A 23,925-nucleotide genomic window follows, 5' to 3' on the forward strand; every position below is an offset into this window, starting at 1 on the left:
GATGGCCAAGTTAGTGCGAAAGCTCACTAAATCAAACGAGTTCTACCTCTTGCTCGTGATCATTGCCGTGAGCATTGTCATCCAGTTGCGGAGCGGTCAGTTCTTCTCCGCTAATAACCTGGTCGACCTTGCGAACGCGATGGTTGTTCCCGGCATCTTTGCGGTTGGCGCCTTCATGGTGCTGGTGGCCGGCGGAATCGATGTTTCGTTTCCGGCGCTGGCTTCGCTCTCGGTCTACGCGACCACCCGCGTGCTCGTGGATGCGGGCTATTCCGGGGGAGTCTGGCTCCCGTTCCTGCTAGTCATTGTGGTTGGCGCGATCCTCGGAGCGTTCAACGGACTCTTCACCTCGAGGTTCGTGGTGCCCGTGCTCATCATCACTCTCGGTACCGCGAGCGTCTTCTCCGGAGTCATGCAGGGCGTTTTCAAGTCGGTGCAGATTCCGAACCTGCCGCAGGGGATGAGTGACTTCGGCCGGTCAACACTGTTCGTGGCGACAAACCCCGAATCTGGGCTTACGTCCAACATGCCGATGGCCTTCCTCATCTTGGTTGCTGTTGTTGCCGTTGCCTTCGTCGTGATGAGATACACCACTTTTGGCCGTGGTCTCTACGCGATTGGTGGTGACGAAAGTGCTGCCGCTCGTGCCGGCTTCAAGGTGCGCAAGATCAAGTTTTGGCTCTTCGTCATCGTGGGAATCATCGCGAGCCTCGCCGGACTGGTGCGTACGAGCATGATGGACCAGATGCATCCGACGAACCTGCTCGGTATGGAGCTCATGGTCATCGCGGCGGTCGTGCTCGGCGGCGCCTCCATTACAGGAGGAACCGGAACACTGACCGGCACGATGCTGGGAACGCTTCTGATCGTGATTGTGCAAAACAGCATGATCTTGGTCGGCATCCCCACCTTCTGGCAAGGCTTCGCGCTCGGCACCCTGATCCTCGTCGGAACAGGTATCTCGGCCGTGCAACTCACCCGATCACGCAAACGCGCACCTGCGCTGGTTCAAGGATAGGGACGGCAATGTCAGCTCTTACGACTCTTACGCCTCTTCGGGATCGCCTCACTCGCGATCCGCACGTCACGCGCCTCGCCGTGATTCTCGTTCTGCTCTTGACGTTCTTCATGCTCGTCAAGACCAAGAACTTCTTTGGAATCGCGACGTGGCAGTCGATGGCTGTTCAGTTCCCCGAGTTCGGCCTCATGGCTCTCGGGGTGATGCTCACCATGATCATTGGAGGAATCGACCTCTCCGTGGTCGGTGTCGCCAACATGACGGCCATTGGCAGTGCGACCCTCATGATGTCAATCGCGCCCACCGGCGCCGACAGCCCCCAGGGCTACTTGGCTGTTGTCGCGGCGATCGCGTTCTCGCTCATTGTGGGAGCGATAGCCGGCGCCTTCAACGGGTTCTTGATAGCCAAAGTGAAGATCCCCGCCATTCTGGTGACGCTCGGAACATTCGAGCTCTTCACCGGTATCGCGGTCATCATCACGGGAGGAAAGCCCGCAAGTGGCCTTCCCGCGCAGTACGGCGAGATCATGGCGCAGCGCGTCTTCGGGATCATCCCGATGCCGCTCATCATCTTCATCCTTGCCACTGTCGTGATCGCTCTGATCATGTACAAGACAGCATTCGGCACCAAGCTCTACATGCTGGGATCGAATGAGACGGCGGCACGGTTCAGTGGGCTCAAGACCGACAACCTCATCATCCGTACCTACATGACCTCGGGCATCTTTGCTGCCGCTGCCGGTCTCGTGATGCTCGCCAACTACAACTCGGCGAAGGCTGACTATGGCTCCACGTACACCCTGCTCGCCGTGTTGATCGTGGTGTTGGGTGGCGTGAACCCGAACGGTGGATCAGGGCGACTGTCTGGCGTGATCCTCGCGGTCGTTGTGCTGCAGGTTCTCTCCTCGCTGCTCAACACTTTCCCGAACATCAGCAACTTCTACCGCCCGCTGATCTGGGGTGGAGTGCTGCTTCTCGTCATCGTGGTGAATCAATGGACTAAAAAGAACAGGCTCTCTCGTCTGTTCGGTGTGAAAGGAAACAAATCATGAAGCTAACCAAGGACCGCCATGTAGTTGTGGGCGCTGACTTTGCCGGATTCCCGCTCAAAGAGGCCGTCAAACGCCACTTGGAAGCACGGGACTGGACCGTCACTGACCTGACGCCAACGCTCGACGACATCCCGATGTACCACCGTGCCGGTTTCATGCTCGGAGCCAAAATCGCCGAGGGCGAGTTCGAGAAAGCTCTCGCGTTCTGTGGCACCGGAATGGGCATCCACGTTGCTGCCAGCAAGGTGCCTCACGTGCACGCCGCCGTCTGCGAGAGCGCTCCGGCAGCTCTTCGTGCAGCCACGGCCAATAACTGCAACCTCATGGCCATGGGCGCCTTCTACATTGGCCCGCGCCTCGGAATGGCGATGGCGGATGCGTTCCTTGAGAACAACTTCGGTGACGGTTACGAAGACTGGGAAGGCTTCGCCGACTACCACATGGTCGGTTACGAAGAATGCGAAAACTTCGACTACCAGGCGTACAAAGACAACGGCTTCGAGGTCGTAGGGGAACGCAACGTTTCCATGGGGCCTGAGCCTCGCGGCCTCGCTTACTAACCGAACGAATAGCCACAGGGAGAGACATGGCGAAGGTATTACTCGCAGGAGAGTCATGGTCGACGACGTCGATCCACACGAAGGGCTTTGACTCTTTTGTCACTTCCGCATACGCCGAAGGGGCAGATGACTTCATCGCTGCGCTGAAGTCAGCGGGTAACACTGTTGAATTCCAGCCCAACCACGTTGCGGCCGAACAATTCCCGACTACCGCTGAGGAACTCAGCCAGTACGACGTCGTCGTGCTCAGCGATATCGGCGCTAACACGCTCTTGCTGCCCAACGGCGTCTTTGCCAAGGGCGAGCGGATTCCTCATCGCCTCGAAGTATTGGCGAAGTGGGTGCGCGACGGCGGATCGCTCTTGATGGTTGGCGGCTACCTCAGCTTCCAAGGCATCGAAGCGAAAGCGAACTACCGCAACACAGCTCTCGCGAGCATTCTTCCCGTCGAAATGGAAATCGGCGACGATAGGGAAGAGACTCCGCAGGGCGTCGAAGCGACCTCACTGGGCGATCACCCCGCGACCGCAGGGCTGCCGACCTCCTGGCCAGCAGTGCTCGGTCATCACCGTTTGGTGGCACGGGGCAGCGCGCAGACCCTTGCGACCGTCGGCGACTTTCCCCTTCTCGTCGTGGACGGAGAAGGGTTAGGTCGTGTCGCGGCCTTCGCCAGCGACATGGGCCCGCACTGGTTGCCGACCGAGTTCTTGGAATGGGACGGCTTTGCCCCCATGTGGAACCAGCTCATCTCGTGGCTCGCTCGCGAGTCAGACTAAGCACGGGGCGAGTGAGATTTGATGGTGGGCCATGTTGTTGCTCTCGATTGTGGCGCGACTAGCGGCCGAGTAATTCTGGGTGAAGTCGGCCCCAACCAGCTGCGCACGGCAACGCACGCGCGTTTCGCTAACCGTCCGGTGAGCGTGCGCGGCCGACTGCACTGGGATGTGCTCTCGCTATGGCAGGGCGCGCTCGACGGACTCACCTCCGCGATCCGTGAAGTGCCGACCATTTCGTCGATAGCGACCGATACGTGGGGCGTCGACTACGGACTGCTGCGCGACGGGCAATTGCTCGGCAATCCACGGCACTACCGCGATGAACGAACCGGCGCCGCGATCGAGAACGTGGAGTCGATGAGCTCGCAGGCTGAGCAGTACGCGGCAACGGGCATCCAGTTCATGCCGATCAATACGATCTACCAACTTGCAGCCGACGCGGCAGAAAATCGGCTCGAGCTAGCTGACACTGTTCTTCTCATGCCCGACCTCTTTACGTACTGGCTGAGCGGGACCAGTATCGCCGAGACCACAATGGCCTCAACGACCGGACTGCTCGATGTGCACACTCGGCAGTGGAGCGACAGTCTGCTTGACGTCGCCGGAGTGCGGCGCGAACTGTTGCCCGAGCTCGTGATCCCGGGTACTCGCGTTGGCGAGCTGGACGCGGATGTCGCTACCCAAGTGCGCGCAGAGTCACCCATCGAGGTGATTGCGGTTGGCTCGCACGATACGGCGTCGGCGGTGACGGCGATTCCGATGCAACCGGAGACGGCAGCATTTATTTCGTGCGGAACGTGGGGACTGGCCGGTGTCGAGTTGGAGAGCCCCGTTGTTACCGAGGCGGCCCGTACCGCTGGATTCACCAACGAGGTCGGCGTCGATGGACGCATTCTTCTCATGCGTAACGTCATGGGGTTGTGGATTCTGAGCGAAGCAGTGCGCCAGTGGGAACGCGACGGTGAAGCGATCAGTTTGCCCGAACTTATTGAGGCAGCCTCCGCTGTCTCCGACGCGATGCCCGTAGTCGACGTCGACGATCCTCGATTCTTGGCGCCAGGCAATATGCCTCGACGGATCACTGCGTGGTGCACAGAACGCGGCATCCGCCCACCGAGCAATCGCGCCGAAATGGCCCGCTGCATTATCGAATCACTCGCCCAAGCTTTCGCGGACGCCGTGCTCAGCGCTGGCTCGCTCGGCGACGTCCCCGTAAAGACGATCCACATCGTTGGCGGCGGATCCCTCAACCGTTTGCTGTGTCAGCGCACCGCCGACCGCGCGGGAATCCCCGTTCTCGCGGGCCCGGTCGAGGCGACAGCACTCGGCAGTGTCCTAGTTCAAGCTCGTTCGATGGGGCACATCTCGGGCAGTCTCGACTCGCTCCGTGATCTCGTACGACGCACGCATCATCCCGTCAGCTATATGCCTCGCTGACGCCGCAACTTTCTCTGAATTCGCCTCACCCCTGAATTCGCCCAACAAAGGACTGAAAAGATGACCGCACGAATTGCTCCCGACCTTGTTAGTGCCGACCTACTGGGACTCACCACCCGCCTCGGCCTGCCCGCGCGTGACCTCGTAATTCTCGCTGAAGGCAACACGAGTGAACTGATTGCTGATGGCACGATTATCGTCAAGACGTCGGGTTCATCGATGCAGAACGCAACGGCAGCAAACTTTGTCAGTGTCGAAATCGAGCCTCTCCTCGAGGTGCTGCGTGATCCGAATGCCAGCCAGGACCGGTTGACAGCCGAACTGGATGCCGGTGAGGTCGGCGGTCAGCGGGTGCGGGCATCCATTGAGACTCTCATTCACGTTGCGGTGCGCGCGTATGCCCCGGCGCGGTACGTGGCTCATACCCACCCGACCGCTGTTGTATCGCTACTCGCGAGCGTTCACGCGGAGACTTCATTTGCGGATGCGGTCTACTCTGACGAACTCATGGTCTTGGGTCGCAGCCTCTACATTCCTTATGCTCAGCCCGGTATCGAGCTCGGCCAGCTGTTCCTCACGCGACTCGGTGAGCACGTTGAGCAGCATGGTGAGGTGCCGTCGTTGATCCTGCTCGGCAACCACGGAATTGTTGCCATCGCTGACACGGCGGAGGGTGCTGAAGCGATTTCCCTCATGGCTGTGAAAAGTGCACGGGTGCGTCTCGGTGCATTGCAAGCCGGCGGAATCGCTAGTCTGAGTGCGGAAGCGACCGCCCATTACTTCGACCGCCCCGACTTCCGTGAGCGGCGCGCTGCCCTCACCGGCACCACCAAATAGTCGCATTGGCGTTTGCCGCCGGGCCGCAGTTCCGCTAGAGTTGACCCTTGGTGTCTGCACTATAGGGTGCGACATCCGATCATGAGCCCTCCAACCGGCATTGTTTCTTCTGAAACAACCATCGGAGCGGGATTCACGAACACCTCACTCGATCAATGAAAGCAGCACTATTGTGACGCGTACATATTCGCCCAAGCCCGAAGACGTCAAGCGGGAATGGGTCATCATCGACGCCGCCGACATCGTTCTCGGCCGTCTCGCCAGCCACGCAGCCATCTTGCTCCGTGGAAAGCACAAGGCCACCTTTGCTCCTCACATGGACATGGGTGACTTCGTCATCATCATCAACGCTGAGAAGGTTGCCCTCACCGGTTCCAAGCTCGCGCAGAAGAAGGCTTACCGCCACTCCGGTTACCCGGGTGGGCTCACGGCCACCACGTACTCCGAGCTGTTGGAGAAGCACCCCACGCGCGCCGTTGAAAAGGCCGTCCGCGGAATGCTCCCCAAGAATTCACTCGGTCGCGCTCAGCTGTCCAAGCTGAAGGTTTACGCGGGTACTGAGCACCCTCACGCTGCTCAGCAGCCGACTCCGTACACCCTCACCCAGGTCGCTCAGTAGCGCCCGCGCTTTACTAAGCAAAGATAAAAGGACTTATTACAGTGGCTAAGATCGAAGATTCAATCACCGAGGGTGCACCCGAGTCGTACACGACCGAGTCGGCAGCAGTTGAGGCGCCAAGCGCACCTCGCCCCGTTCTCACCGTTCCCGGCGCAGCCGTCGGACGTCGCAAGCAGGCAATCGCCCGCGTGCGTCTCGTTCCCGGTTCGGGCACCATCACGGTCAACGGCCGTGAGCTCGCCGAGTACTTCCCCAACAAGCTTCACCAGCAGCTCATCAACGACCCGTTCAAGGTCCTTGACCTGCTCGGCGGTTACGACGTAATCGCACGCATCACCGGTGGCGGCCCCTCGGGTCAGGCCGGCGCACTGCGTCTCGGTATCTCTCGTTCGCTCAACCAGATTGACGAAGAGAACAACCGTGCGATCCTCAAGAAGGCTGGCTTCCTTACCCGTGACGCTCGCGTCAAGGAGCGTAAGAAGGCTGGACTCAAGAAGGCCCGTAAGGCTCCGCAGTTCTCGAAGCGCTAACCCGCTTTCCCTGCTAGCGGCAACGCATGGCACGTCTTTTTGGTACAGATGGTGTTCGCGGATTAGCGAACAGTGATCTTACTGTCGAGCTTGCACTCGGCCTGGCTCAGTCGGCAGCAGTCGTACTGGGTCAGGGTCGAGTTGCTGATGGTCGGCGCGCTTCAGGCCGCCGTCCCGTCGCAGTTGTTGCACGCGACCCCCGCGTATCCGGCGAATTCATTTCCGCCGCAGTATCCGCGGGGCTCGCGAGCTCGGGCGTCGATGTCTTCGACGCCGGAGTAATTCCCACCCCGGCAGCAGCGTTCCTCGTTGCCGATTTCAAAGCCGACCTCGGAGTCATGATCTCCGCGTCGCACAATCCCGCCCCCGACAACGGAATTAAGTTCTTTGGTCAGGGCGGCACGAAACTTCCCGATGAGGTCGAAGACCGCATCGAAGCAGCCCTCGCCGCACCGAGCCTGGCTCCCACCGGCATCGAGGTTGGTCGCATCCGCCGGTTCGCCGATGCTGAAGATCGTTACGTCGTCCACCTGTTGTCGACGCTGCCCAATCAGCTAGCGGGCATCCACGTCGTTCTCGACTGCGCTCATGGCGCCGCGGCCGGCGTCTCACCGCAGGTATTCACGGATGCCGGTGCCAAGGTCACCGTGATCGGTGCAGACCCCGACGGCATCAACATCAATGAGGGCGTCGGCTCGACGCATCTCGACAACCTTGCCTCGGCAGTCCTCGCTCACGGTGCCGATGTCGGCATCGCCCACGACGGTGACGCTGACCGTTGCCTCGCCGTGGACAAAGAGGGCAACATCGTCGATGGCGACCAGATCATGGCAATTCTTGCTGTCTCGATGGCCGAGCGTGGTGTGTTGCAGGACCGCACACTCGTCGCGACTGTCATGAGCAACTTGGGGCTCCGCCGCGCAATGGCTGAGCACAACATCAGGATGCTCGAGACGAAGGTCGGCGACCGCTACGTGCTCGAAGCTCTGGGAGAGCATGGGCTGTCCCTTGGTGGAGAACAATCTGGCCATGTCATCATGACCAAGTTCGCTACCACCGGCGACGGCATCCTCACTGGTCTTCATCTGGTGGCCGAAATGGCGCGCACCGGCAAAACGCTGGCTCAACTGGCCGCTGTGATGACCGTCTACCCGCAGGTTCTTGTGAACGTTCGCGGGGTTGACCACCACTCGCTCGGCTCCAACGCCGCTATCGCTGACGCGGTTGCTGCTGTGGAAGCCGAACTGGGTGACACGGGGCGCGTACTTTTGCGGGCATCTGGCACCGAACCCATGATCCGCGTCATGGTTGAAGCCGAGCACCACGAGGTCGCTCAGCAGATGGCGGATCGTCTTGCCGCCGTTGTGCTCGCTCAACTCGGCTACTAACGAGCGTTCTCACGGCACGTCGTCGTTACATGCGTGTGCACCCGGCGTGACCGCAATTCTCTAGGTCTTGCGCAGCAAAACCTTTGAGACTGCATGGTCGGCATCCTTGCGAAGAATGAGCGATGCCCGTGGTCGTGTGGGGCGAACGTTCTGGATGAGGTTGGGCTCGTTGGTGCGCTTCCACACTTCCTGAGCGCGTGCGCGGGCTGCACTCTCGCTGAGGTCGGCAAAGCGGTGAAAGTAGGATCGCGGGTTGCTGAATGCACCGCGCTGGAGCCTCAGGAAGCGCTCTTCGTACCAGTGCGCAATGTCGCTCGTGCGGGCATCCACATAAATGGTGAAGTCGAAGAGGTCACTGACGGCGAGGCTATTTCCCGCGCTTGGTGGTTGCAGCACGTTGAGGCCTTCGACGATGAGTACGTCGGGTTTGCGCACAGTCACGGCCGCATCCGGAATGATGTCGTAGGCCAGATGAGAATAGAAAGGGGCGCGCACCACAGGCTCGCCGGCTTTGATCTTGCTCACGAAGCGGAGCAGCGCTCGGCGGTCGTAGCTTTCAGGAAACCCTTTGCGTTCGAGGATGCCGCGGCGTTCGAGTTCTGCGTTGGGGTGCAGGAAGCCATCGGTGGTGAGGAGTTCGACGCGTGGTGTGCCTTCCCAGCGGGAGAGCAACTCGCGGAGCAGCCGGGCGATCGTGGACTTTCCGACGGCGACCGACCCTGCGACACCAATGACAAATGGGGTGCGCCCGGTGGATGCTCCCAAGAACTGGGTGGTCGCGGAGTGCAGCTGTTGGGCGTTCTCTGCATACAGATTCAAGAGGCGACTGAGGGGGAGATACACCTCAGCAACTTCGGTGAGGTCGAGTTCGTCGCCGAGTCCGCGCAACTCAATGAGCTCCGCCTGGGTCAGGGGAACTTTCATTTTCGGGGCAAGTTCAGCCCAATCGCTCCGATCGATTTCTAGAAAGGGAGAGATGTGACCGTGTCCGGAGCCATGTTCATGCATCCCGAACATCCTATCTGCGCACGGATACCCAGCTTGGGGAACTAAACTCGTCTCCATGTGTGGAATCGTCGGTTACGTTGGTAACGAAAAAAGCCTTGAGGTTCTCCTCGGCGGTCTAAAGCGTCTCGAATACCGGGGTTACGACTCCGCCGGTGTTGCAATCATTGATGAGGCTGGAGTGCTCGGAACGCGCAAGCGTGCCGGCAAGCTGCAGATGCTCTTGGATGACCTCGAAGCCGAGCCTCTGAGCAACGGCGCCACCGGTATCGGCCACACTCGCTGGGCGACCCACGGTGGCCCCACCGATGTGAACGCGCACCCGCACTTGAGCCGTGATTCAAAGCTCGCGCTCATTCACAACGGCATCATCGAGAACTTCTCTGAGCTGAAGAACGAGCTGCTGCTTGAGGGCGAAACTTTCATCAGCGAGACCGACACTGAGGTGGCGGCGCTGTTGGTTGGGCGCGAGTACGACAAGACGGGTGACCTCACTGCAGCGATGCAGAGCGTTGTTGCGCGTCTCGAGGGTGCCTTCACTCTTCTTGCCGTGCACCAAGACCAGCCTCGGGTTGTTGTCGGCGCTCGCCGCAACTCGCCCCTCGTTATCGGTTTGGGCGACGGCGAAAATTTCTTGGGCTCTGACGTTGCGGCTTTCGTGGAGTTCACCCGCCGCGCGGTTGCGATCGGCCAGGACCAGATCGTGACGATCCGTCCTGACTCCGTTGATGTCATCGACTTCGATGGCAACCCTGTTGAGGTCGAAGAATTCGATATCGCGTGGGACGCATCAGCATCCGAAAAGGGTGGCTGGTCGAGCTTCATGGCTAAGGAAATCAGCGAAGAGCCGGATGCCGTAGCCAACACCATTCTTGGTCGTGTTCAGGATGGGCTGGTCAAGCTCACCGAATTCGAGCCCCTCGGAGACGATGTCATTGCGAACATCGACCGAATTGTCATCATTGCGTGTGGAACCGCGGCCTACGCGGGAATGCTCGGCAAGTACGCCATTGAGGCGTGGGCGCGCGTTCCTGTTGATGTTGAGCTCGCTCACGAGTTCCGCTACCGCAACCCGATTTTGACGGACCGCACTCTCGTGATCTCGATCAGCCAGTCGGGCGAGACCATGGACACGCTGATGGCGGTCAAGTTCGCTATGGAGTCCGGCGCGAAGGTTGTCTCGGTGTGCAACACGCACGGCGCAACGATTCCGCGTGAATCGCACGCTGTTGTCTACACGCACGCTGGTCCTGAAGTTGCTGTGGCATCCACGAAGGCTTTCGTTGCCCAAGCGACCGCGCTGTACTTGATTGGTCTGCACATCGCGGGCGTGCGCGGCACGCTCAGCGAAGAAGAGATTCGCGACAATGTGACCGAGTTGCAGGCTATTCCCGACAAGATCTCTGAGGTCTTGGTGACCTCGCAGTCGATCAAGCAGCTTGCGCACTGGATGACGGATACCCAGTCGGTGCTCTTCCTTGGTCGCCACGTTGGCTACCCGATCGCGCTCGAGGGTGCACTCAAGCTCAAGGAGCTCGCGTACATCCACGCTGAGGGGTTCGCCGCAGGCGAGCTCAAGCACGGTCCGATCGCGCTCATCGAGCCCGGTCAGGTTGTCTTCGTGATCGTTCCGAGCCCGCGCGACCCCAACTCCTTGCACAAGAAGGTTGTCTCCAACATTCAGGAGATTCGTGCTCGGGGCGCTCGCGTTATCGCGATTGCCGAAAAGGGCGACGCTGCAGTGCTGCCGTTCGCCGATGAGGTTATTCCGATTCCGTTGGCTGGTTCGTTCTTTGAACCGCTGCTTGCTGTCATTCCGTTGCACATCTTCGGCATGGAGCTTTCTGCTGCGAAGGGACTCGACGTCGATCAGCCTCGCAACCTCGCGAAGTCTGTCACTGTCGAATAGGTTTCACCGTGATTGTGGGGATCGGTGTGGATGTCGTCGATATCGCCCGCTTCGAGCGAGCGTTGCAGCGCACACCGACCCTCACATCGCGCCTGTTCTCTGAGAGCGAACAGCTCAAGGATGGCAAACCTCGCCCCCTGCGCTCGCTGGCAGGGCGTTTTGCGGCGAAAGAAGCACTCATTAAGGCGCTCGGCGACTCTTCCGGAGTGACCTGGCACGACATGCGGGTGGTTTCCGATCAGCTCGGTAATCCTTCGCTTGAGCTCCACAATTCGACCAAAGCCATTGCCGAACGTCGCGGAATAACCTCGGTGCACCTGTCGATGAGTCACGACGCCGGAATCGCGATCGCCTATGTCATCGCGGAGGCACACCATGGCTGATCTTCGACTCGCCACCATCAACACGGCGGCCATCACCCACAACGTTGCGACCCTGCGTGCGCTCGTTGCGCCGGTGCAGGTGATGGCTGTTGTCAAAGCCAATGGGTACGGCCACGGTGCTATCGAGAGTGCCCGTGCGGCTCTCGCGGGAGGCGCCGACTGGCTCGGCGTTGCTGACCTGACCGAGGCCTTTGCCGTGCGCGGCGCCGGCATCGACGCTCCGCTGCTGGCGTGGTTGCACCAGCCGGGGGCAGCGTTTGGCGAAGCGGTTCGCGCGAATATCGACCTCGGCGTGAGCAGCACCGAGCAGCTGCATGAGGTTGCCGCGACATCCGATACTGCGTTCGTGCATTTGAAAGTCGATACAGGCTTGCATCGCAATGGCGCTTTCTTGGAAGAGTGGCACCAGTTCTTCGAAGCGGCGGTTGTTCACGAGCTCGCGGGTCGCATTCGCGTGCGGGGTCTGTGGAGTCACCTCGCCAATGCGGGCGTCGAGCACGACGCTGACCAGATTGAGCAGTTCTCGGCCGCGGTCGCGATGGCAGAGTCAGTAGGGCTCCGCCCCGAGCTGCGTCACCTGGCCGCATCAGAGGGCGCGATCAAACATCCTTCTGCTCGTTTCGATCTCGTTCGTGTCGGCATCAGCAGCTATGGCCTGTCGCCCGCCGACGACGTGGATGCCGCGGCTCTTGGCCTTGTGCCGGCAATGACTCTCAGCGCTCCTGTCGTGTCGGTGAAGCGAGTTACGGCCGGTTCTGGGGTTTCCTATGGTTATGCCTATCGCTGCGAGCAGGACACGACGCTCGCGCTCGTGCCACTTGGCTACGGCGATGGTGTTCCTCGTCACGCCTCCAATCGCGGGCCGGTTTCCATCAACGGTGTCGTTGGTCGGGTCGCGGGGCGAGTTGCGATGGATCAGATTGTTGTCGATATGGGCGATGCGAACGTTGCGGTCGGCGACCGGGCAATTCTTTTCGGTGACCCAGCACAGTCGGTTCCGACAGCGGATGACTGGGCTGCGGCCGCTGACACCATCAATTACGAAATCGTGACCCGCATCGGTTCTCGTGTTACCCGCAGGTATGAGTCGTGACCACGCTGACAATCGCTTCTCCCGACAGCATGGCCGAGCTCGGGGCCATTATTGCCGCGCAACTCGTGGCCGGTGATCTGGTGATGCTCAATGGTGAACTTGGCGCGGGAAAGACAACGCTGACGCGGGCGATCGGGGAGACTCTCGGCATTCGGGGCACGGTCACGAGCCCCACTTTTGTTTTGGCGCGCACGCATCCGCGACTCGACGGCTCGGGAGCAGAAGTCTCGCACACCGAGGCGCCTCCGCTCGTGCACGTGGACGCGTACCGCCTCGGTAGCGCTGTTGAACTCGACGACCTCGACATCGACTTTGAGGCATCCATCGTCGTTGTCGAATGGGGTGCAGGCCTGCTCGATGGAGTGAGTGAGAGCTGGCTCACGGTCGATATTGTGCGCCCGGTGGGTGCTGGGGCGGCAGATGAAGTTGCCGCTGCAGGCGGCGACAGCGCCGCCGTCGATCACACCGATGACTTTGCCGAAGAAGCAATCGAACCACGCACCGTTACCGTGACCGGAAACGGCCCGAGGTGGGCAGACATGGAGTGGCTTAATGCTGTTAGCGATTGATACCTCGGCGGGCACGAGTGTCGCGATTGTTGACGCTCAGGGTGTGGTGCATGCGGAACGTAATTCATCAGATACTCGCAAGCACGCTGAAGTGGTTGGCGACTTCATCCACGGCTGCATTGCCGACGCTGGGTGCGCTGTAACCGACCTGACCGGTGTCGTGGCGGGAATGGGCCCAGGGCCCTTTACCGGCCTGCGGGTGGGCATCGTGGCGGCTCGAGCGTTTGCGTTCGGCGCTGGCGTGCCTGTGCTGCCCGTTGTGACCCACGACGCGATCGCCCTCGGCGAAACGGAACCGATCGTTGTGGCGACCGACGCCCGTCGCAAAGAATTTTACTGGTCGACCTATGAAGGGTCGGATGCCGCGGGCTTGCCCGTGCGCGTTGCTGGGCCCGCGCTCGCTCCTGCCTCCGAGCTCGCCGCGAGCGTTCCGAATTTCGACCACTTTCAGCTGAGGGACTCGGAGCCTGTGCTGGCCTCGAACCTGGCTCGCCTCGCGTTTCTGCTGCGCGAACACAATCGTCCTTTCGCTGGCGAAGAAGCGCTCTACTTGCGTTCGCCAGACATCACGCTCTCTGCAGGGCCGAAACGAGTGACCGCATGAGCTGGCAATTGCGCCGCGCTACAGAGAGCGACCTCGACGGCATTATGGCCATCGAGCACAGCGAGTTCGCAAACGACGCGTGGTCGAGCGACATGATGCGTGCCGAGATTCGCGACAACCACGGGTACTACGTGATCGCGCACCCGGTGGGGGAACCTACGGTGGTGACGGCCTATGCAGGTTTACGGTCACCCTTTCGGTCGCCGCAAGCGGACATCCAGACGATTGCTGTTTCTTCGGATGCCCGCCGCCAAGGCATCGGCCGGGCGCTCATGCATGCGCTCATGGTGGAAGCTCGTGATCGTGGGGCGAGCGAACTCTTTCTCGAGGTGCGCGACGACAATCCTTCCGCGCAGCGCCTGTACGATTCGCTCGGGTTCGAGCGTATTGCGGTGCGACCGAACTATTACCAACCGGATGGGGTTGATGCCATCGTGATGCGACTCACTATTCCCGAACCTAAGCTTTCACCGGCGGTGGGCGCATGATGACGAATTCAGTGCCAGCGGTAGCAAGCTCTCCCCTTTCGGGACAGCTTCCCGCCAACACCACGAATCCCCTTGTGTTGGGTATCGAGACGAGCTGCGACGAGACCGGCATCGGTATCGTGCGTGGCAACCATTTGTTAGCCAACGTGATTTCATCATCGATGGATGAACATGCCCGCTACGGGGGAGTGGTGCCGGAGGTTGCGGCCCGCGCGCACCTCGAGGCGATGCAACCGGCGTTGGAGCAGGCGCTCGCCGAAGCCGGCGTTGAGTTGTCAGAGCTAGATGCGATTGCGGTCACGAGTGGTCCGGGGCTTGCAGGCGCGCTCATGGTCGGAGTCGCGGCTGCGAAGGCGCTCGCGGTGGCCACGGGTAAACCGCTGTATGCGGTCAATCATTTGGTGGGCCACGTCGGCGCGGATGTTTTGCGTGACGATGGAACTGAGATTGAACTTCCCACGATCGCGCTGTTGGTGTCTGGCGGCCATACGTCGCTGCTCGAAGTGCGTGACCTGGTCTCTGACGTTGAGCTCCTCGGCGAGACGATCGACGATGCTGCGGGCGAGGCTTTCGACAAGGTCGCGCGTTTGCTCGGCTTGCCGTATCCGGGCGGGCCGCACATCGACCGTGTGGCGGTGGGAGGCAACCCGAAGGCGATCCGTTTTCCGCGGGGACTCACCCATGCCAAAGACGTTGACCGTCACCGCTACGATTTTTCGTTCTCGGGCCTCAAAACGTCGGTTGCTCGGTGGGTTGAGCGCGAGCAAGACGCGGGTACCGATTTTTCGATTGCGGATGTCGCAGCGAGCTTCCGCGAGGCCGTCGTTGATGTTCTCCTCACCAAGGCCGTCGCAGCCTGCGTTGATCGCGGAGTTCCTCGCCTCTTGCTTGGTGGCGGAGTCGTGGCGAATGCGCGAGTTCGCGAGCTCGCTCGGGAGCGTTGCGCGGAGGCGGGGATCGAATTGCGCATTCCGCCGTTGTCGCTGTGCACTGACAACGGGGCGATGATCGCAGCGCTGGGTGCCCAACTGATTATGGCAAGCAAAGAACCCTCAACTTTGGGCTTTAGCGCTGATTCGACGCTCCCGGTCACCCAAATTCAGGCGTAACACTGGCGAGGAATCTGGGTGTGCTGCGTTGACAGGCTTCTTTCAGGCTGAGAATATAGGTGCGCCGGTTTCGGCATCATCACCAAAGGAGACCTTCGTCATGTCAGAACCCACGCCTTACGCCGCATCGCCCGCAGGCGCGCCGGTTGCCAAATGGAACGTCCTCTCGATCATCTCCCTCGTGACGTCGGTTCTCGGCCTCAGCCTCGTCGGCATCATCCTCGGGCACATCAGCCTGAGCCAGATCAAGAAGACGGGTGAGCAGGGCAACGTGCTCGCCATCATCGGCCTCATCCTCGGATACCTCGGTTTCGTTGTCTTCCTCTTCCTCGCCATTGGCTTCGTCGTCACTCTCGGCGCTGTAGGAACCTCGTACTAAGTAGCAACGCACGAAAGGGCCCGCACGCGAGTGCGGGCCCTTTTCTGTGGGGAGAGTCTTGCTAAAGTGTGCGCATGGCTACCAACAACTCAGACGACTCAATTCCGTCGATCTCAACGCCCGGCGCGTCCTCAACTTCCGGCGAGCCCCTGGCGAAGGCCACTCCCTCAGCTAAGAAGCCCGCAGCGAAGAAGTCGACTACCTCCAAGTCGACCACTGCGTCACAAACAACTCCCGCGGCCAAGGTAACCGCCGCGCCGAAGGTCAGCGCGACAAAGCCCGCGACTGCAAAGCCCGCGACTGCCAAGCCCGCGACTGCCAAGGCCAGCACCGCTAAGGCCAGCGCGACAAAGTCGACAACGGCCAAGGCGGCAACGACGAAAGCCGCGGCAACTAAGGCTGCAGCGGCCAAGACGACCGCTGCCACGACTGCAGCGGCTAAGACGGCGAAGGCGAATGAAGCGGTAACGCCCGTCGCCGAGACCACGGCCCCCGAAGTTGCTGGCACTGCTTCGGCTAGCGTGCCGCCCGTTCCTCCGGCGCCGAAGGCCGCAGCGGCCGCGCCCGCCGCGAGCACTGCAGCGAACGCTCCTGCTGATTCGTCGACGACACCTGCTCCTGTAGCTCCGGCTGCTAGCGACCCCTACGCTGCGCCGAGCGGAACTCCGGTTCCCGGCTACGCTGGCGCCGCTACTCCTGGGCAAGCATCCTTCACGCCCGTGCCCGCCGGTCCGCCACAGGGACTGTCGATCGCTTCGATGGTTACCGGAATCGCAGGAATCATCTTCCTGTTCGTCGGTTTGGGCTTCTTGCCTGCCGCCGCCGCAGTCGTCCTGGGGCACATCGCGCAGAAGAAGCAGAAGTATGCCCGGCCGTTCTGGTTGACCGGTCTCATCACGGGTTATGTCGGAGTCGGGCTGAGCATCATCATTGGGCTCGTCGTCGCAGCGGTATTCTTTCTGCCGTTCATGCTCATGGGTGGAAACGACTACCGTTTCTAATCGCCACTCTCCGCTGAGCTTCTCGCTCACCCGTTGCGGCGAGAAGCTCTGCATCAGCGTGCAGCAGGCGTGACGCGCTGCGCAAGCAGTGCGCGCCGCTTGCCAGCAACGCGCGTCAGAATCAAGGTCGCGCTGTTCTCGCCCTTGAGCGAGAGTGACGTTCTAAAAGTCGCGGGGTCGATATCGACCCCGCGCTTTTTGATTTCCAGGGTGCCGATCTTGCGCGCCGCCAGTTCCTTTTTGAGTGAGCGCTTGTCGAGAGTGAAGTCCTCGACGATCTCGAAGCAGGTGGCGAACGGGCTCGCGACAGCGGCATCCGCACTGAAGTAGGCGATTGAAGTGTCGAGCATGCGCCCGTTCAGTTGTCGTGCGAGATCCCCGATGAGGCGCGCGCGGATGACAGCGCCGTCGGGTTCGTAGAGAAACTGCCCGAGCTCTCCCGCGGGTTCGTCTTCGCTGTCAGCGGCTGCCGTGAGTTCAGCGGTGCCGTGGTCTCCGATCACGAGGGCTGCTCGCCGGATGCCGGGGCGGGCGACAGCCCCAAACCAGAGTCCGAGCTCAACAACTTCGCGCCCAACAGAGATCCACTGGGCTTCGGCGGTGCCGGGGATGAGGTCGCGGTCGATTCCGGGGCCGAGTTTGATGCCGGTGGGGTAGCGCTCGGCGAGACCGAACGCAAAGTCGAGGGAGGGCGTCCAGTCGGCGGGGTTGGTGAGGCGCACTCGGGCGTCGCGGCGGGCAGGGTCGAGGTAGACACCGTCAATGCCAGCGAGGTCGGCGGTTTCGGCATCGCCATGAACGACCTGAGCGTTGCTCCAGGGTGCAAGGTTGAAGCTGGCAATAGCGGCGGTGGTTTCGTCACGCTCAACGGCGGTGACGTTGATCTCGAGGGCCGCGATGGCGAGCGCATCCGCTCCAATGCCGCAGCCGAGGTCGGCCACCCATTTCACGCCGGCCTTCGAGAACCGACCGGCGTGCTGGGCGGCAACGGAAAGGCGAGTTGCTTGTTCGAGGCCAGCCTCGGTGAAGAGCATCCGGTCGGCAAACGGGCCAAACTTGCTGGCCGCTTTCGCGCGAAGTTTGGATTGGCTGAGCACGGCGGCAACTAGGCCGGGGCTGTGGCCGGCCTTGCGAAGCTCTGCGACGGTGCGCACGATTTCGTCACTCGAGTGCCAGGTCGGCAGCGAGTCCAAGAGGCGAAGGCCCTCGGCTGAAAGTAGCTCGCGCAATTCGCTCTGATTCATTCTCTAACCGTATCCGCATCTGTATTGGCACTCACGTTGATCGAGTGCCAACCAAGCCGTATAGTTGATCTGGCACTCCCGTACGGAGTGTGCCAGCCCAAGCACTTTAGAAAGAGGTCAAACGTGTCGGTGTCCATTAAGCCGCTCGAAGATCGCATTGTTATCAAGCAGGTCGATGCAGAACAGACCACCGCGTCTGGGCTCGTCATTCCTGACACTGCGAAAGAGAAGCCCCAGGAGGGTGAAGTAGTCGCTGTAGGTCCCGGTCGTATCGACGACAACGGAAACCGCGTGCCGCTCGACATCGCAGTTGGTGACAAGGTCATCTACTCCAAGTACGGCGGAACCGAGGTGAAGTACGACGGAGAAGACCTTCTCGTACTTTCGGCTCGCGACGTTCTCGCTGTCATCGTTCGCTAAGTAGTCTCTCGCTCACGCGAAACTAACTTTCTCGTCTCCCGTTCGCGGTGAGGCGTTTCGAAAGCCCAGGGCCTCGGCTCTGGGCTTTCGTCGTTCCTGGTGGCTTTCATGGGCAGCATCCGACCCTAGGATTTAGTAGTGACCTCCACTTCTTCGGCGACTGATCGCGTCTCGCCTAGCGGCCTCGGCTTTGCTATTTCTGCCTACGTCCTGTGGGGCGCGATGCCGATCGTGTTTTTCTCGCTCAAAGAGTCGGGAGCGATCGAGATTGTCGCGTGGAGAATCGTGCTGTCGCTGGTCTTTTGCGCGGCACTTTTGGTGGTCACGCGGGGATACGCACGGGTCATGGCGATCGTCCGCGATCGTCGTACCTTCTGGATGTTGGGCTTGGGCGGCGCCTTTGTCGTCGTCAACTGGCTCATTTATGTGTACGCGAGCCTGAACGGCCACATTGTGGAGGCTGCTCTCGGCTATTTCACGAACCCGATTGTCACGGTGCTGCTCGGGGTGCTCGTGTTGCGCGAGCGCCTTCGCCCGCTGCAGTGGGTCGCTCTGGCAATTAGTGCGCTCGCCGTTCTCGTCTTGGCCATCGGCTACGGCAGCTTTCCGTGGATCGCGTTGGGCCTCGCTTTCAGCTTCGGTCTCTATGGGCTCGTGAAGAAAAACGTGGGTCCGAAGGCGGATGCCGTGGGCGGCCTCGCCGTCGAGACCGCCTTTCTGACGCCGGTTGCGATCGTTGTTCTGCTCGTGCTTGCGGCCAACGGGCAGCTCGCGGCGGGCACTGCGGGCCCGGGACACCTCACTTTGACGCTCTTTTTGGGTGCCATCACTGCGATCCCATTGATTCTGTTTGCTGCTGCAGCGCGGCGTTTGCCGCTCACCTACATGGGCTTGGCCCAGTACTTGGCACCGATCCTCCAACTCATTGTTGGCGTCTTTGTTTTCCATGAGGCGATGCCGCCAGAGCGCTGGTTGGGCTTCGCGATCGTCTGGGTGGCGCTCGCCATTCTCACGTATGACCTGTTTCGGCACTCTTCTCGCACGCGGCTCGGTTCAGCCGCTGAAGCTCCGGGCGCACCGTAGTATTCCTCTGAAGGTGCGTGATCGCCCGAGATTGGGCACCGAGAGAGGTAAATCAATGACGAGGTTTCGCACGACTCGGCGTGTGATTGTGGCGGCAACTATCGTTGTGGCTGTCGCAGCGTGCAGTTCACCGACGCCGACGGCAACGCCGGTTGCGGCATCAACGCCAACGGCAACTCCCGCTCCGGTCGTGACGCCGACGGGCGATGGCGTTCTTCGCATTGGAACGATCTTTCCCACCAGTGGCACATTCTCCTTCTTGGCTGCAGCACAAAAAGCGGGTGTTGCGGCAGCGGTGAAAGAAATAAATGCTGCCGGGGGAGTGAACGGTGAGCCTGTCGAGATTGTGGCGGTCGATTCGGGCGAGGCTAAGAACGCGAAGCTGGAATCAGGTTTCAAGACCCTGGTGTCAAAGGATGTCGACGTGGTGATCGGCCCATCATCGTCGGTGCTGGCGCAGCGAGCAATCCCGCTCGCACTGGATGCGAAGATCCCTCTCATCTCGCCCGCCGCGACGCTGTCGAGTCTCGACGACGTTTTCGACGACGGGTACTTTTTCCGCACCATTCCGGCCTACGACCAGCAGGGCTATGCGCTCGCTGAGGCTTTGGCTGATGGCGACACAACGCAGAGAATCGCTTTTGTCTATGTCGACGATGAGGAGGGCGTAGCGCTGCACGACACCTTCGTTGAAGCACTCGCCGAGTACGACACCGAACTCGTCGCGGACGAGGTCTTCACGAGTTCAACGACGAAGTTCGACACGATCACCGCCAGCGTGAAGAAGGCAGAACCCGACATCGTGGTGATTGGGTCGACCTATGAAACTGAGAAGGCAACGAAGGCCGCCATCGAGAAGCTCGTCGCGGCCGGATATAAGGGGTCGGAGCTCTGGCTCACCTCGCTGAACACGGGCGACTATTCGCAAGCGTTCAAGAACGGCACGCTCAAGGGCGTTCGCGGGGTGATTGAAGGAGTTCAGCCGTCGAAGACCTTCACCGCTACGCTCAAGGCCACCAACTCGAAGTTGACAACCTACCGCTACGGGGCCGAAGCGTATGACGCCACGATGGTCGCGGCGCTCGCTGCAATCGTGGCGGGGGACGATGCGGGTGAGGCCATCGCCGGTTCGCTTTACGATGTCTCGAAAAGCGGTGTGAAATGTCTGAGTTTTGAGGAATGCCTCGAAGTGCTCAAGACCACGAACGACATCGACTACGACGGTGTTTCTGGCCCCGTGAACTTCACTCCTGGTGGCAACGTAGAGCCCGCATTCTGGGGTTACTACACTTATGACGGCGAAAATAAGTTCGTCTATAAGACTGGCTCAATCGTCGGCTAGGTCGAGTGCCGCCCGGATTGGGGGCGAGATTGTGCCCATAAATGGCCCGCTCGGAGTTCTTCTTTTCAGCATTGGCCAGTACCGTAACAATGCCGCTCTCTGTTGGGGGTGGTAGATAGGAGCGACTGTGATGACATCCATGCCCTATGGATCACGCGTGTCGTTGCGAACCCGACGCGGGTTCACGGCAGTTGCAGGCGTTATCGCTGCGGCCCTTGTGTTGAGCGGATGCTCGGCCGAGGCGCCGGTTGAAGAGACCCCTGCGCCCAAAGATTTGACTCTCACCGTCGGAGCCTTGGTGCCCGAGTCGGGAGCGCTCGACAAATTCGGTCCGGCAGTGTCTGCTGCGATCGCGTTGGCTGCTCAAGATGTGAATGATGCCAATGCCAAGCTCACGGTGAACGTGGAGTCGGCTGATTCCGGCGACTCCACGGGAACGACCGCTGAGGATGCCGTCACGGAGTTGCTCGCTGCTCGCGCAACAGTGATTATCGGCGGGCTCTCCAACGGTATTTCCAAGAAAGTGATCGACAAGATCACGGAAGCGGGCGTTGTCGAGATCTCGCCGGCGAACGATTCTCCTGACTTCTCCAACTACGGTGACAACAACCTGTACTGGCGCACCTCGCCGTCCTGCGCGCTCGAAGGCACAGCATTGGGCAACGAGATGGCAGAGCGTATTGGTGAGGGCTCGATTGCGATCCTCTCCGAGGACACCCTGTGTGAACCGCTTCTCCCGCGTGCCTTGAGTGAGGCATTCTTACGTGGTGGTGGCGAATTACTTTCGCAAGAGATGATCGATGAGAGCGCTATCGATCTCGATGAGCAGATCGATCGAGCGATCGCAGCTAAACCGGATGCCGTAGCAATCGTGGGTTCAAAGCGATCCGAGAAGATTGCCAAGGCTTTCATCGCTGCCGGTTACTCGGGCGACCAGCTGTTCTTTACCGGGCTATCGCTCGGCGAGCGTGGCTCGGGATTCGCGGCGGGCAGCCTGACCGGTTCCATCGTGACGCATCCGGGGCTTGATGTTTCGACGATCTCGGACTTCACCGATCGACTGCTGGAAATCAACCCCAGCCTCAAGGACTTCAGCTACGCCGCTGAGAGCTATGACGCGGTCATCCTCGCGAGCTTGGCGGCCTTGGCCTCGCAGAAAATTTCGGGAGAAGCACTTTCGAGCAAGCTGCAAGAGGTCTCTGGTGGCAGTGGTGACGGCGAAGTGGCGACAACATTTGCGGATGCCGCGAAGATTGTGCTCGATGGGCGCACCGTTGATTACGACGGTGTTTCAGGCCCGATAACCCTCAATGACAATGGTGATCCACAGGGCGCCATCATTGGGATTTACCAGTACGGTAGCGACAACGTGTACACCCGGATTAACTGAGAAACGCCCTTGTTTCTCAAAGTCTACGAATGGTAACGATTCCCAAGAGCGTTACAAGGCTGTAGTACAGACGTATTGTGCGGATGTGCCGGGTGGGCATAGCTTGACAGTGTGGTGACACGGTAGTGCCACATTTGATTCCTGAACACATTCGAAACGCAAGGAGCAACATGAGCGTATTCGCGAAGGCTACGGCCTCCCCATCACGGTCCAAGCGGACCCTGTTGAGCGGTCTCGCAATCGTCGGTGCAAGCGCACTGGTATTGGCTGGCTGTGCTACTGACGGTGGAGAAACCTCCACTGGATCCGAGGGTGGCGAACTGTCCCTCAAGCTTGGAACGGCACTGCCCGTAACCGGTAACCTCGCATTCCTCGGCCCGCCCGAGATCGCAGGAACCGAGTACGCAGCGTCGCAGATCAACGAAGCCGACGCTGGCATCCAGATCGACCTCATTCAGGGCGACTCCGGTGACACCGACAACAAGGCATACGAGACTGAAATCCCTCGCTTGCTCGGTGAAGACGTTTCCGCAATTCTTGGTGCAGCATCCTCGGGTGTTTCGCTTCAGTTCATTGACCAGGTTGTTGGCGCTGGAGTAATCCAGTTCTCGCCGGCAAACACCTCGGCCGCATTCACGACGTACGACGACAAGGGCCTGTACTTCCGTACCGCTCCTTCCGACGTGCTTCAGGGTGAGGTTCTCGGTAACCTGATCGCTGGCGATGGTCACGAGACCCTCGGCATGATCGTTCTCAATGACTCCTACGGAACCGGTCTTGCCGGCTACACGCAGGAAGCATTCGAAGCCGCCGGTGGTGAAGTTGTTTCACAGCCCACCTACAACACCGGTGACACCACGTTCGATGCTCAGATCTCTGAAGTTCTTGCTTCTGACCCTGACGCCATCGCACTGATCACGTTCGAAGAAGTTTCGACCATGCTTCCGAGCATCGTCAGCAGCTTCCCGGCGGAGAACCTCTACTTCGTAGACGGTAACCTCGCCAACTTCGGTGACGAGTTCGCTGCTGGAACCCTTTCGGGCGCCAAGGGAACTCTGCCCGGCCTGAGCGTCGACACGATTGCTGACTTCACGTCGGCCGTCAACGACTTCTGGGTCGAATCCGGACAGCCTGAGCTCGAAGAGTTCAGCTACGCAGCAGAGTCCTACGACTCGGTAATCCTTCTTGCTCTCGCATCGCTCGCAGCCGGTTCCACCGACTCCGCAGCAATCGCTGAGAAGCTTCAGGAAGTATCGGGTGGTTCGGGCAACGGCGAGAAGTGCACCACTTTCGCTGACTGTGCAGAAATCATCAATGGCGGCGGAACTGCTGACTACGACGGCATCTCTGGTCCGATCACCTTCGATGAGCTCGGTGACCCCACCGAAGCTCAGGTTGGTATCTACCAGTACGGTGAAGACAACACCTACAGCGCTTACTAAACCTCTCCGAGAGTCACTCTCGCAGAGAACGTAAGTTAGCTCAGAGAAAGGCCCCAACCCTCACCGGGTTGGGGCCTTTTTCGTGCGCTCAGCGTTCGGACGACGTGTTGAATCTCTTTCACGGAAGCCTCCAACTGTGAACCAAACCTGAAACAGCGTCAGGAGTCGTCGTGTGGACGCGAAAGGGCTGTGCGTGAATATAAACCCGCTGAGGGGTGCAAACGCGGCTTAGCGGGCAGCGTGGCGC

The 23,925-nt window shown here is 60.4% G+C and carries 25 protein-coding genes; 23 read left to right on the plus strand and 2 right to left on the minus strand.

The window, feature by feature from the left end:
* Nucleotide 1 precedes the first annotated feature (1 nt).
* The 9 genes from I6E73_RS03865 to glmM all read left to right on the plus strand — a co-directional run bounded on the left by I6E73_RS03865 (nucleotide 2) and on the right by glmM (nucleotide 8,217).
* Nucleotides 2-1,018, plus strand: coding sequence for an ABC transporter permease (locus I6E73_RS03865; RefSeq protein ID WP_197106432.1), 1,017 nt, complete (start codon nucleotides 2-4; stop codon nucleotides 1,016-1,018).
* A gap of 8 nt (nucleotides 1,019-1,026) precedes the next feature.
* On the plus strand, nucleotides 1,027-2,070 hold the full coding sequence (locus tag I6E73_RS03870; protein ID WP_197106431.1) for an ABC transporter permease: 1,044 nt from the start codon (nucleotides 1,027-1,029) through the stop codon (nucleotides 2,068-2,070).
* On the plus strand, nucleotides 2,067-2,630 hold the full coding sequence (locus I6E73_RS03875) for an RpiB/LacA/LacB family sugar-phosphate isomerase (protein ID WP_197106430.1): 564 nt from the start codon (nucleotides 2,067-2,069) through the stop codon (nucleotides 2,628-2,630). The genes I6E73_RS03870 and I6E73_RS03875 overlap by 4 nt, the downstream gene beginning before the upstream one ends.
* Nucleotides 2,631-2,656: 26 nt before the next feature.
* Complete coding sequence (locus tag I6E73_RS03880; protein WP_197123252.1) at nucleotides 2,657-3,406, plus strand: glutamine amidotransferase; 750 nt, start codon at nucleotides 2,657-2,659, stop codon at nucleotides 3,404-3,406.
* Nucleotides 3,407-3,427: 21 nt separating this feature from the next.
* Complete coding sequence (locus I6E73_RS03885) at nucleotides 3,428-4,843, plus strand: rhamnulokinase family protein (RefSeq protein WP_197123254.1); 1,416 nt, start codon at nucleotides 3,428-3,430, stop codon at nucleotides 4,841-4,843.
* A gap of 60 nt (nucleotides 4,844-4,903) precedes the next feature.
* Entirely contained in the window at nucleotides 4,904-5,680 is a 777-nt protein-coding gene (locus I6E73_RS03890; RefSeq protein WP_197123257.1) for a class II aldolase/adducin family protein, read from the plus strand.
* Between the two features lie 172 nt (nucleotides 5,681-5,852).
* Nucleotides 5,853-6,299, plus strand: a complete 447-nt coding sequence (gene rplM, locus I6E73_RS03895) for a 50S ribosomal protein L13 (RefSeq protein WP_197106426.1) — start codon at nucleotides 5,853-5,855, stop codon at nucleotides 6,297-6,299.
* Nucleotides 6,300-6,340: 41 nt separating this feature from the next.
* A complete protein-coding gene (gene rpsI, locus I6E73_RS03900) occupies nucleotides 6,341-6,829 on the plus strand; it encodes a 30S ribosomal protein S9 (protein WP_010203784.1) in 489 nt (162 codons plus the stop codon).
* Nucleotides 6,830-6,855: 26 nt separating this feature from the next.
* Entirely contained in the window at nucleotides 6,856-8,217 is a 1,362-nt protein-coding gene (gene glmM, locus I6E73_RS03905) for a phosphoglucosamine mutase (protein WP_197123259.1), read from the plus strand.
* A gap of 60 nt (nucleotides 8,218-8,277) precedes the next feature.
* Here the strand turns inward: glmM and coaA are convergent, their stop codons facing one another.
* Nucleotides 8,278-9,225: a type I pantothenate kinase gene (gene coaA, locus I6E73_RS03910; RefSeq protein WP_231600380.1), complete on the minus strand. Its 948-nt coding sequence runs from the start codon at nucleotides 9,223-9,225 to the stop codon at nucleotides 8,278-8,280.
* A 55-nt stretch (nucleotides 9,226-9,280) separates the two neighbouring features.
* Between coaA and glmS the strand changes: the two genes are divergently transcribed.
* From glmS to I6E73_RS03955, 9 genes are all read left to right on the plus strand, one after another.
* Entirely contained in the window at nucleotides 9,281-11,131 is a 1,851-nt protein-coding gene (gene glmS, locus I6E73_RS03915) for a glutamine--fructose-6-phosphate transaminase (isomerizing) (RefSeq protein WP_197106423.1), read from the plus strand.
* Nucleotides 11,132-11,139: 8 nt separating this feature from the next.
* Nucleotides 11,140-11,514 carry a holo-ACP synthase gene (locus tag I6E73_RS03920; protein ID WP_197106422.1) on the plus strand — a complete coding sequence of 125 codons (375 nt, stop codon included), beginning with the start codon at nucleotides 11,140-11,142 and terminating at the stop codon, nucleotides 11,512-11,514.
* The gene (gene alr / locus I6E73_RS03925) at nucleotides 11,507-12,607 is read left to right on the plus strand and encodes an alanine racemase (protein ID WP_197123261.1); all 1,101 of its coding nucleotides are present in this window, start codon (nucleotides 11,507-11,509) and stop codon (nucleotides 12,605-12,607) included. Before I6E73_RS03920 ends, alr begins: the two co-directional genes overlap by 8 nt.
* A complete protein-coding gene (gene tsaE / locus I6E73_RS03930; RefSeq protein ID WP_307784216.1) occupies nucleotides 12,604-13,176 on the plus strand; it encodes a tRNA (adenosine(37)-N6)-threonylcarbamoyltransferase complex ATPase subunit type 1 TsaE in 573 nt (190 codons plus the stop codon). Before alr ends, tsaE begins: the two co-directional genes overlap by 4 nt.
* The gene (gene tsaB / locus I6E73_RS03935) at nucleotides 13,160-13,780 is read left to right on the plus strand and encodes a tRNA (adenosine(37)-N6)-threonylcarbamoyltransferase complex dimerization subunit type 1 TsaB (protein WP_197123263.1); all 621 of its coding nucleotides are present in this window, start codon (nucleotides 13,160-13,162) and stop codon (nucleotides 13,778-13,780) included. The genes tsaE and tsaB overlap by 17 nt, the downstream gene beginning before the upstream one ends.
* Complete coding sequence (rimI, locus tag I6E73_RS03940) at nucleotides 13,777-14,268, plus strand: ribosomal protein S18-alanine N-acetyltransferase (protein ID WP_197106419.1); 492 nt, start codon at nucleotides 13,777-13,779, stop codon at nucleotides 14,266-14,268. The genes tsaB and rimI overlap by 4 nt, the downstream gene beginning before the upstream one ends.
* On the plus strand, nucleotides 14,268-15,377 hold the full coding sequence (gene tsaD / locus I6E73_RS03945) for a tRNA (adenosine(37)-N6)-threonylcarbamoyltransferase complex transferase subunit TsaD (protein WP_231600762.1): 1,110 nt from the start codon (nucleotides 14,268-14,270) through the stop codon (nucleotides 15,375-15,377). Before rimI ends, tsaD begins: the two co-directional genes overlap by 1 nt.
* A 100-nt stretch (nucleotides 15,378-15,477) precedes the next feature.
* A complete protein-coding gene (locus I6E73_RS03950) occupies nucleotides 15,478-15,756 on the plus strand; it encodes a DUF4190 domain-containing protein (RefSeq protein ID WP_197123265.1) in 279 nt (92 codons plus the stop codon).
* Nucleotides 15,757-15,830: 74 nt separating this feature from the next.
* The gene (locus tag I6E73_RS03955; RefSeq protein ID WP_197123268.1) at nucleotides 15,831-16,757 is read left to right on the plus strand and encodes a DUF4190 domain-containing protein; all 927 of its coding nucleotides are present in this window, start codon (nucleotides 15,831-15,833) and stop codon (nucleotides 16,755-16,757) included.
* Between the two features lie 53 nt (nucleotides 16,758-16,810).
* On the opposite strand, the gene I6E73_RS03960 is transcribed toward I6E73_RS03955, so the two are convergent.
* Entirely contained in the window at nucleotides 16,811-18,001 is a 1,191-nt protein-coding gene (locus I6E73_RS03960) for a class I SAM-dependent methyltransferase (RefSeq protein WP_197123270.1), read from the minus strand.
* A gap of 123 nt (nucleotides 18,002-18,124) precedes the next feature.
* Between I6E73_RS03960 and groES the strand changes: the two genes are divergently transcribed.
* The 5 genes from groES to I6E73_RS03985 all read left to right on the plus strand — a co-directional run bounded on the left by groES (nucleotide 18,125) and on the right by I6E73_RS03985 (nucleotide 23,678).
* Nucleotides 18,125-18,421, plus strand: coding sequence for a co-chaperone GroES (gene groES / locus I6E73_RS03965; protein WP_197106415.1), 297 nt, complete (start codon nucleotides 18,125-18,127; stop codon nucleotides 18,419-18,421).
* Between the two features lie 138 nt (nucleotides 18,422-18,559).
* Entirely contained in the window at nucleotides 18,560-19,504 is a 945-nt protein-coding gene (rarD, locus tag I6E73_RS03970) for an EamA family transporter RarD (RefSeq protein ID WP_197106414.1), read from the plus strand.
* A gap of 55 nt (nucleotides 19,505-19,559) precedes the next feature.
* On the plus strand, nucleotides 19,560-20,846 hold the full coding sequence (locus I6E73_RS03975; RefSeq protein WP_197123272.1) for an ABC transporter substrate-binding protein: 1,287 nt from the start codon (nucleotides 19,560-19,562) through the stop codon (nucleotides 20,844-20,846).
* A gap of 130 nt (nucleotides 20,847-20,976) precedes the next feature.
* The gene (locus I6E73_RS03980) at nucleotides 20,977-22,236 is read left to right on the plus strand and encodes an ABC transporter substrate-binding protein (protein WP_197123273.1); all 1,260 of its coding nucleotides are present in this window, start codon (nucleotides 20,977-20,979) and stop codon (nucleotides 22,234-22,236) included.
* A 170-nt stretch (nucleotides 22,237-22,406) separates the two neighbouring features.
* Nucleotides 22,407-23,678: an ABC transporter substrate-binding protein gene (locus tag I6E73_RS03985; protein WP_197123275.1), complete on the plus strand. Its 1,272-nt coding sequence runs from the start codon at nucleotides 22,407-22,409 to the stop codon at nucleotides 23,676-23,678.
* Nucleotides 23,679-23,925: the final 247 nt, after the last annotated feature.

This window comes from Salinibacterium sp. SWN248, assembly GCF_015864575.1.
Classification (GTDB): Bacteria; Actinomycetota; Actinomycetes; order Actinomycetales; family Microbacteriaceae; genus Rhodoglobus.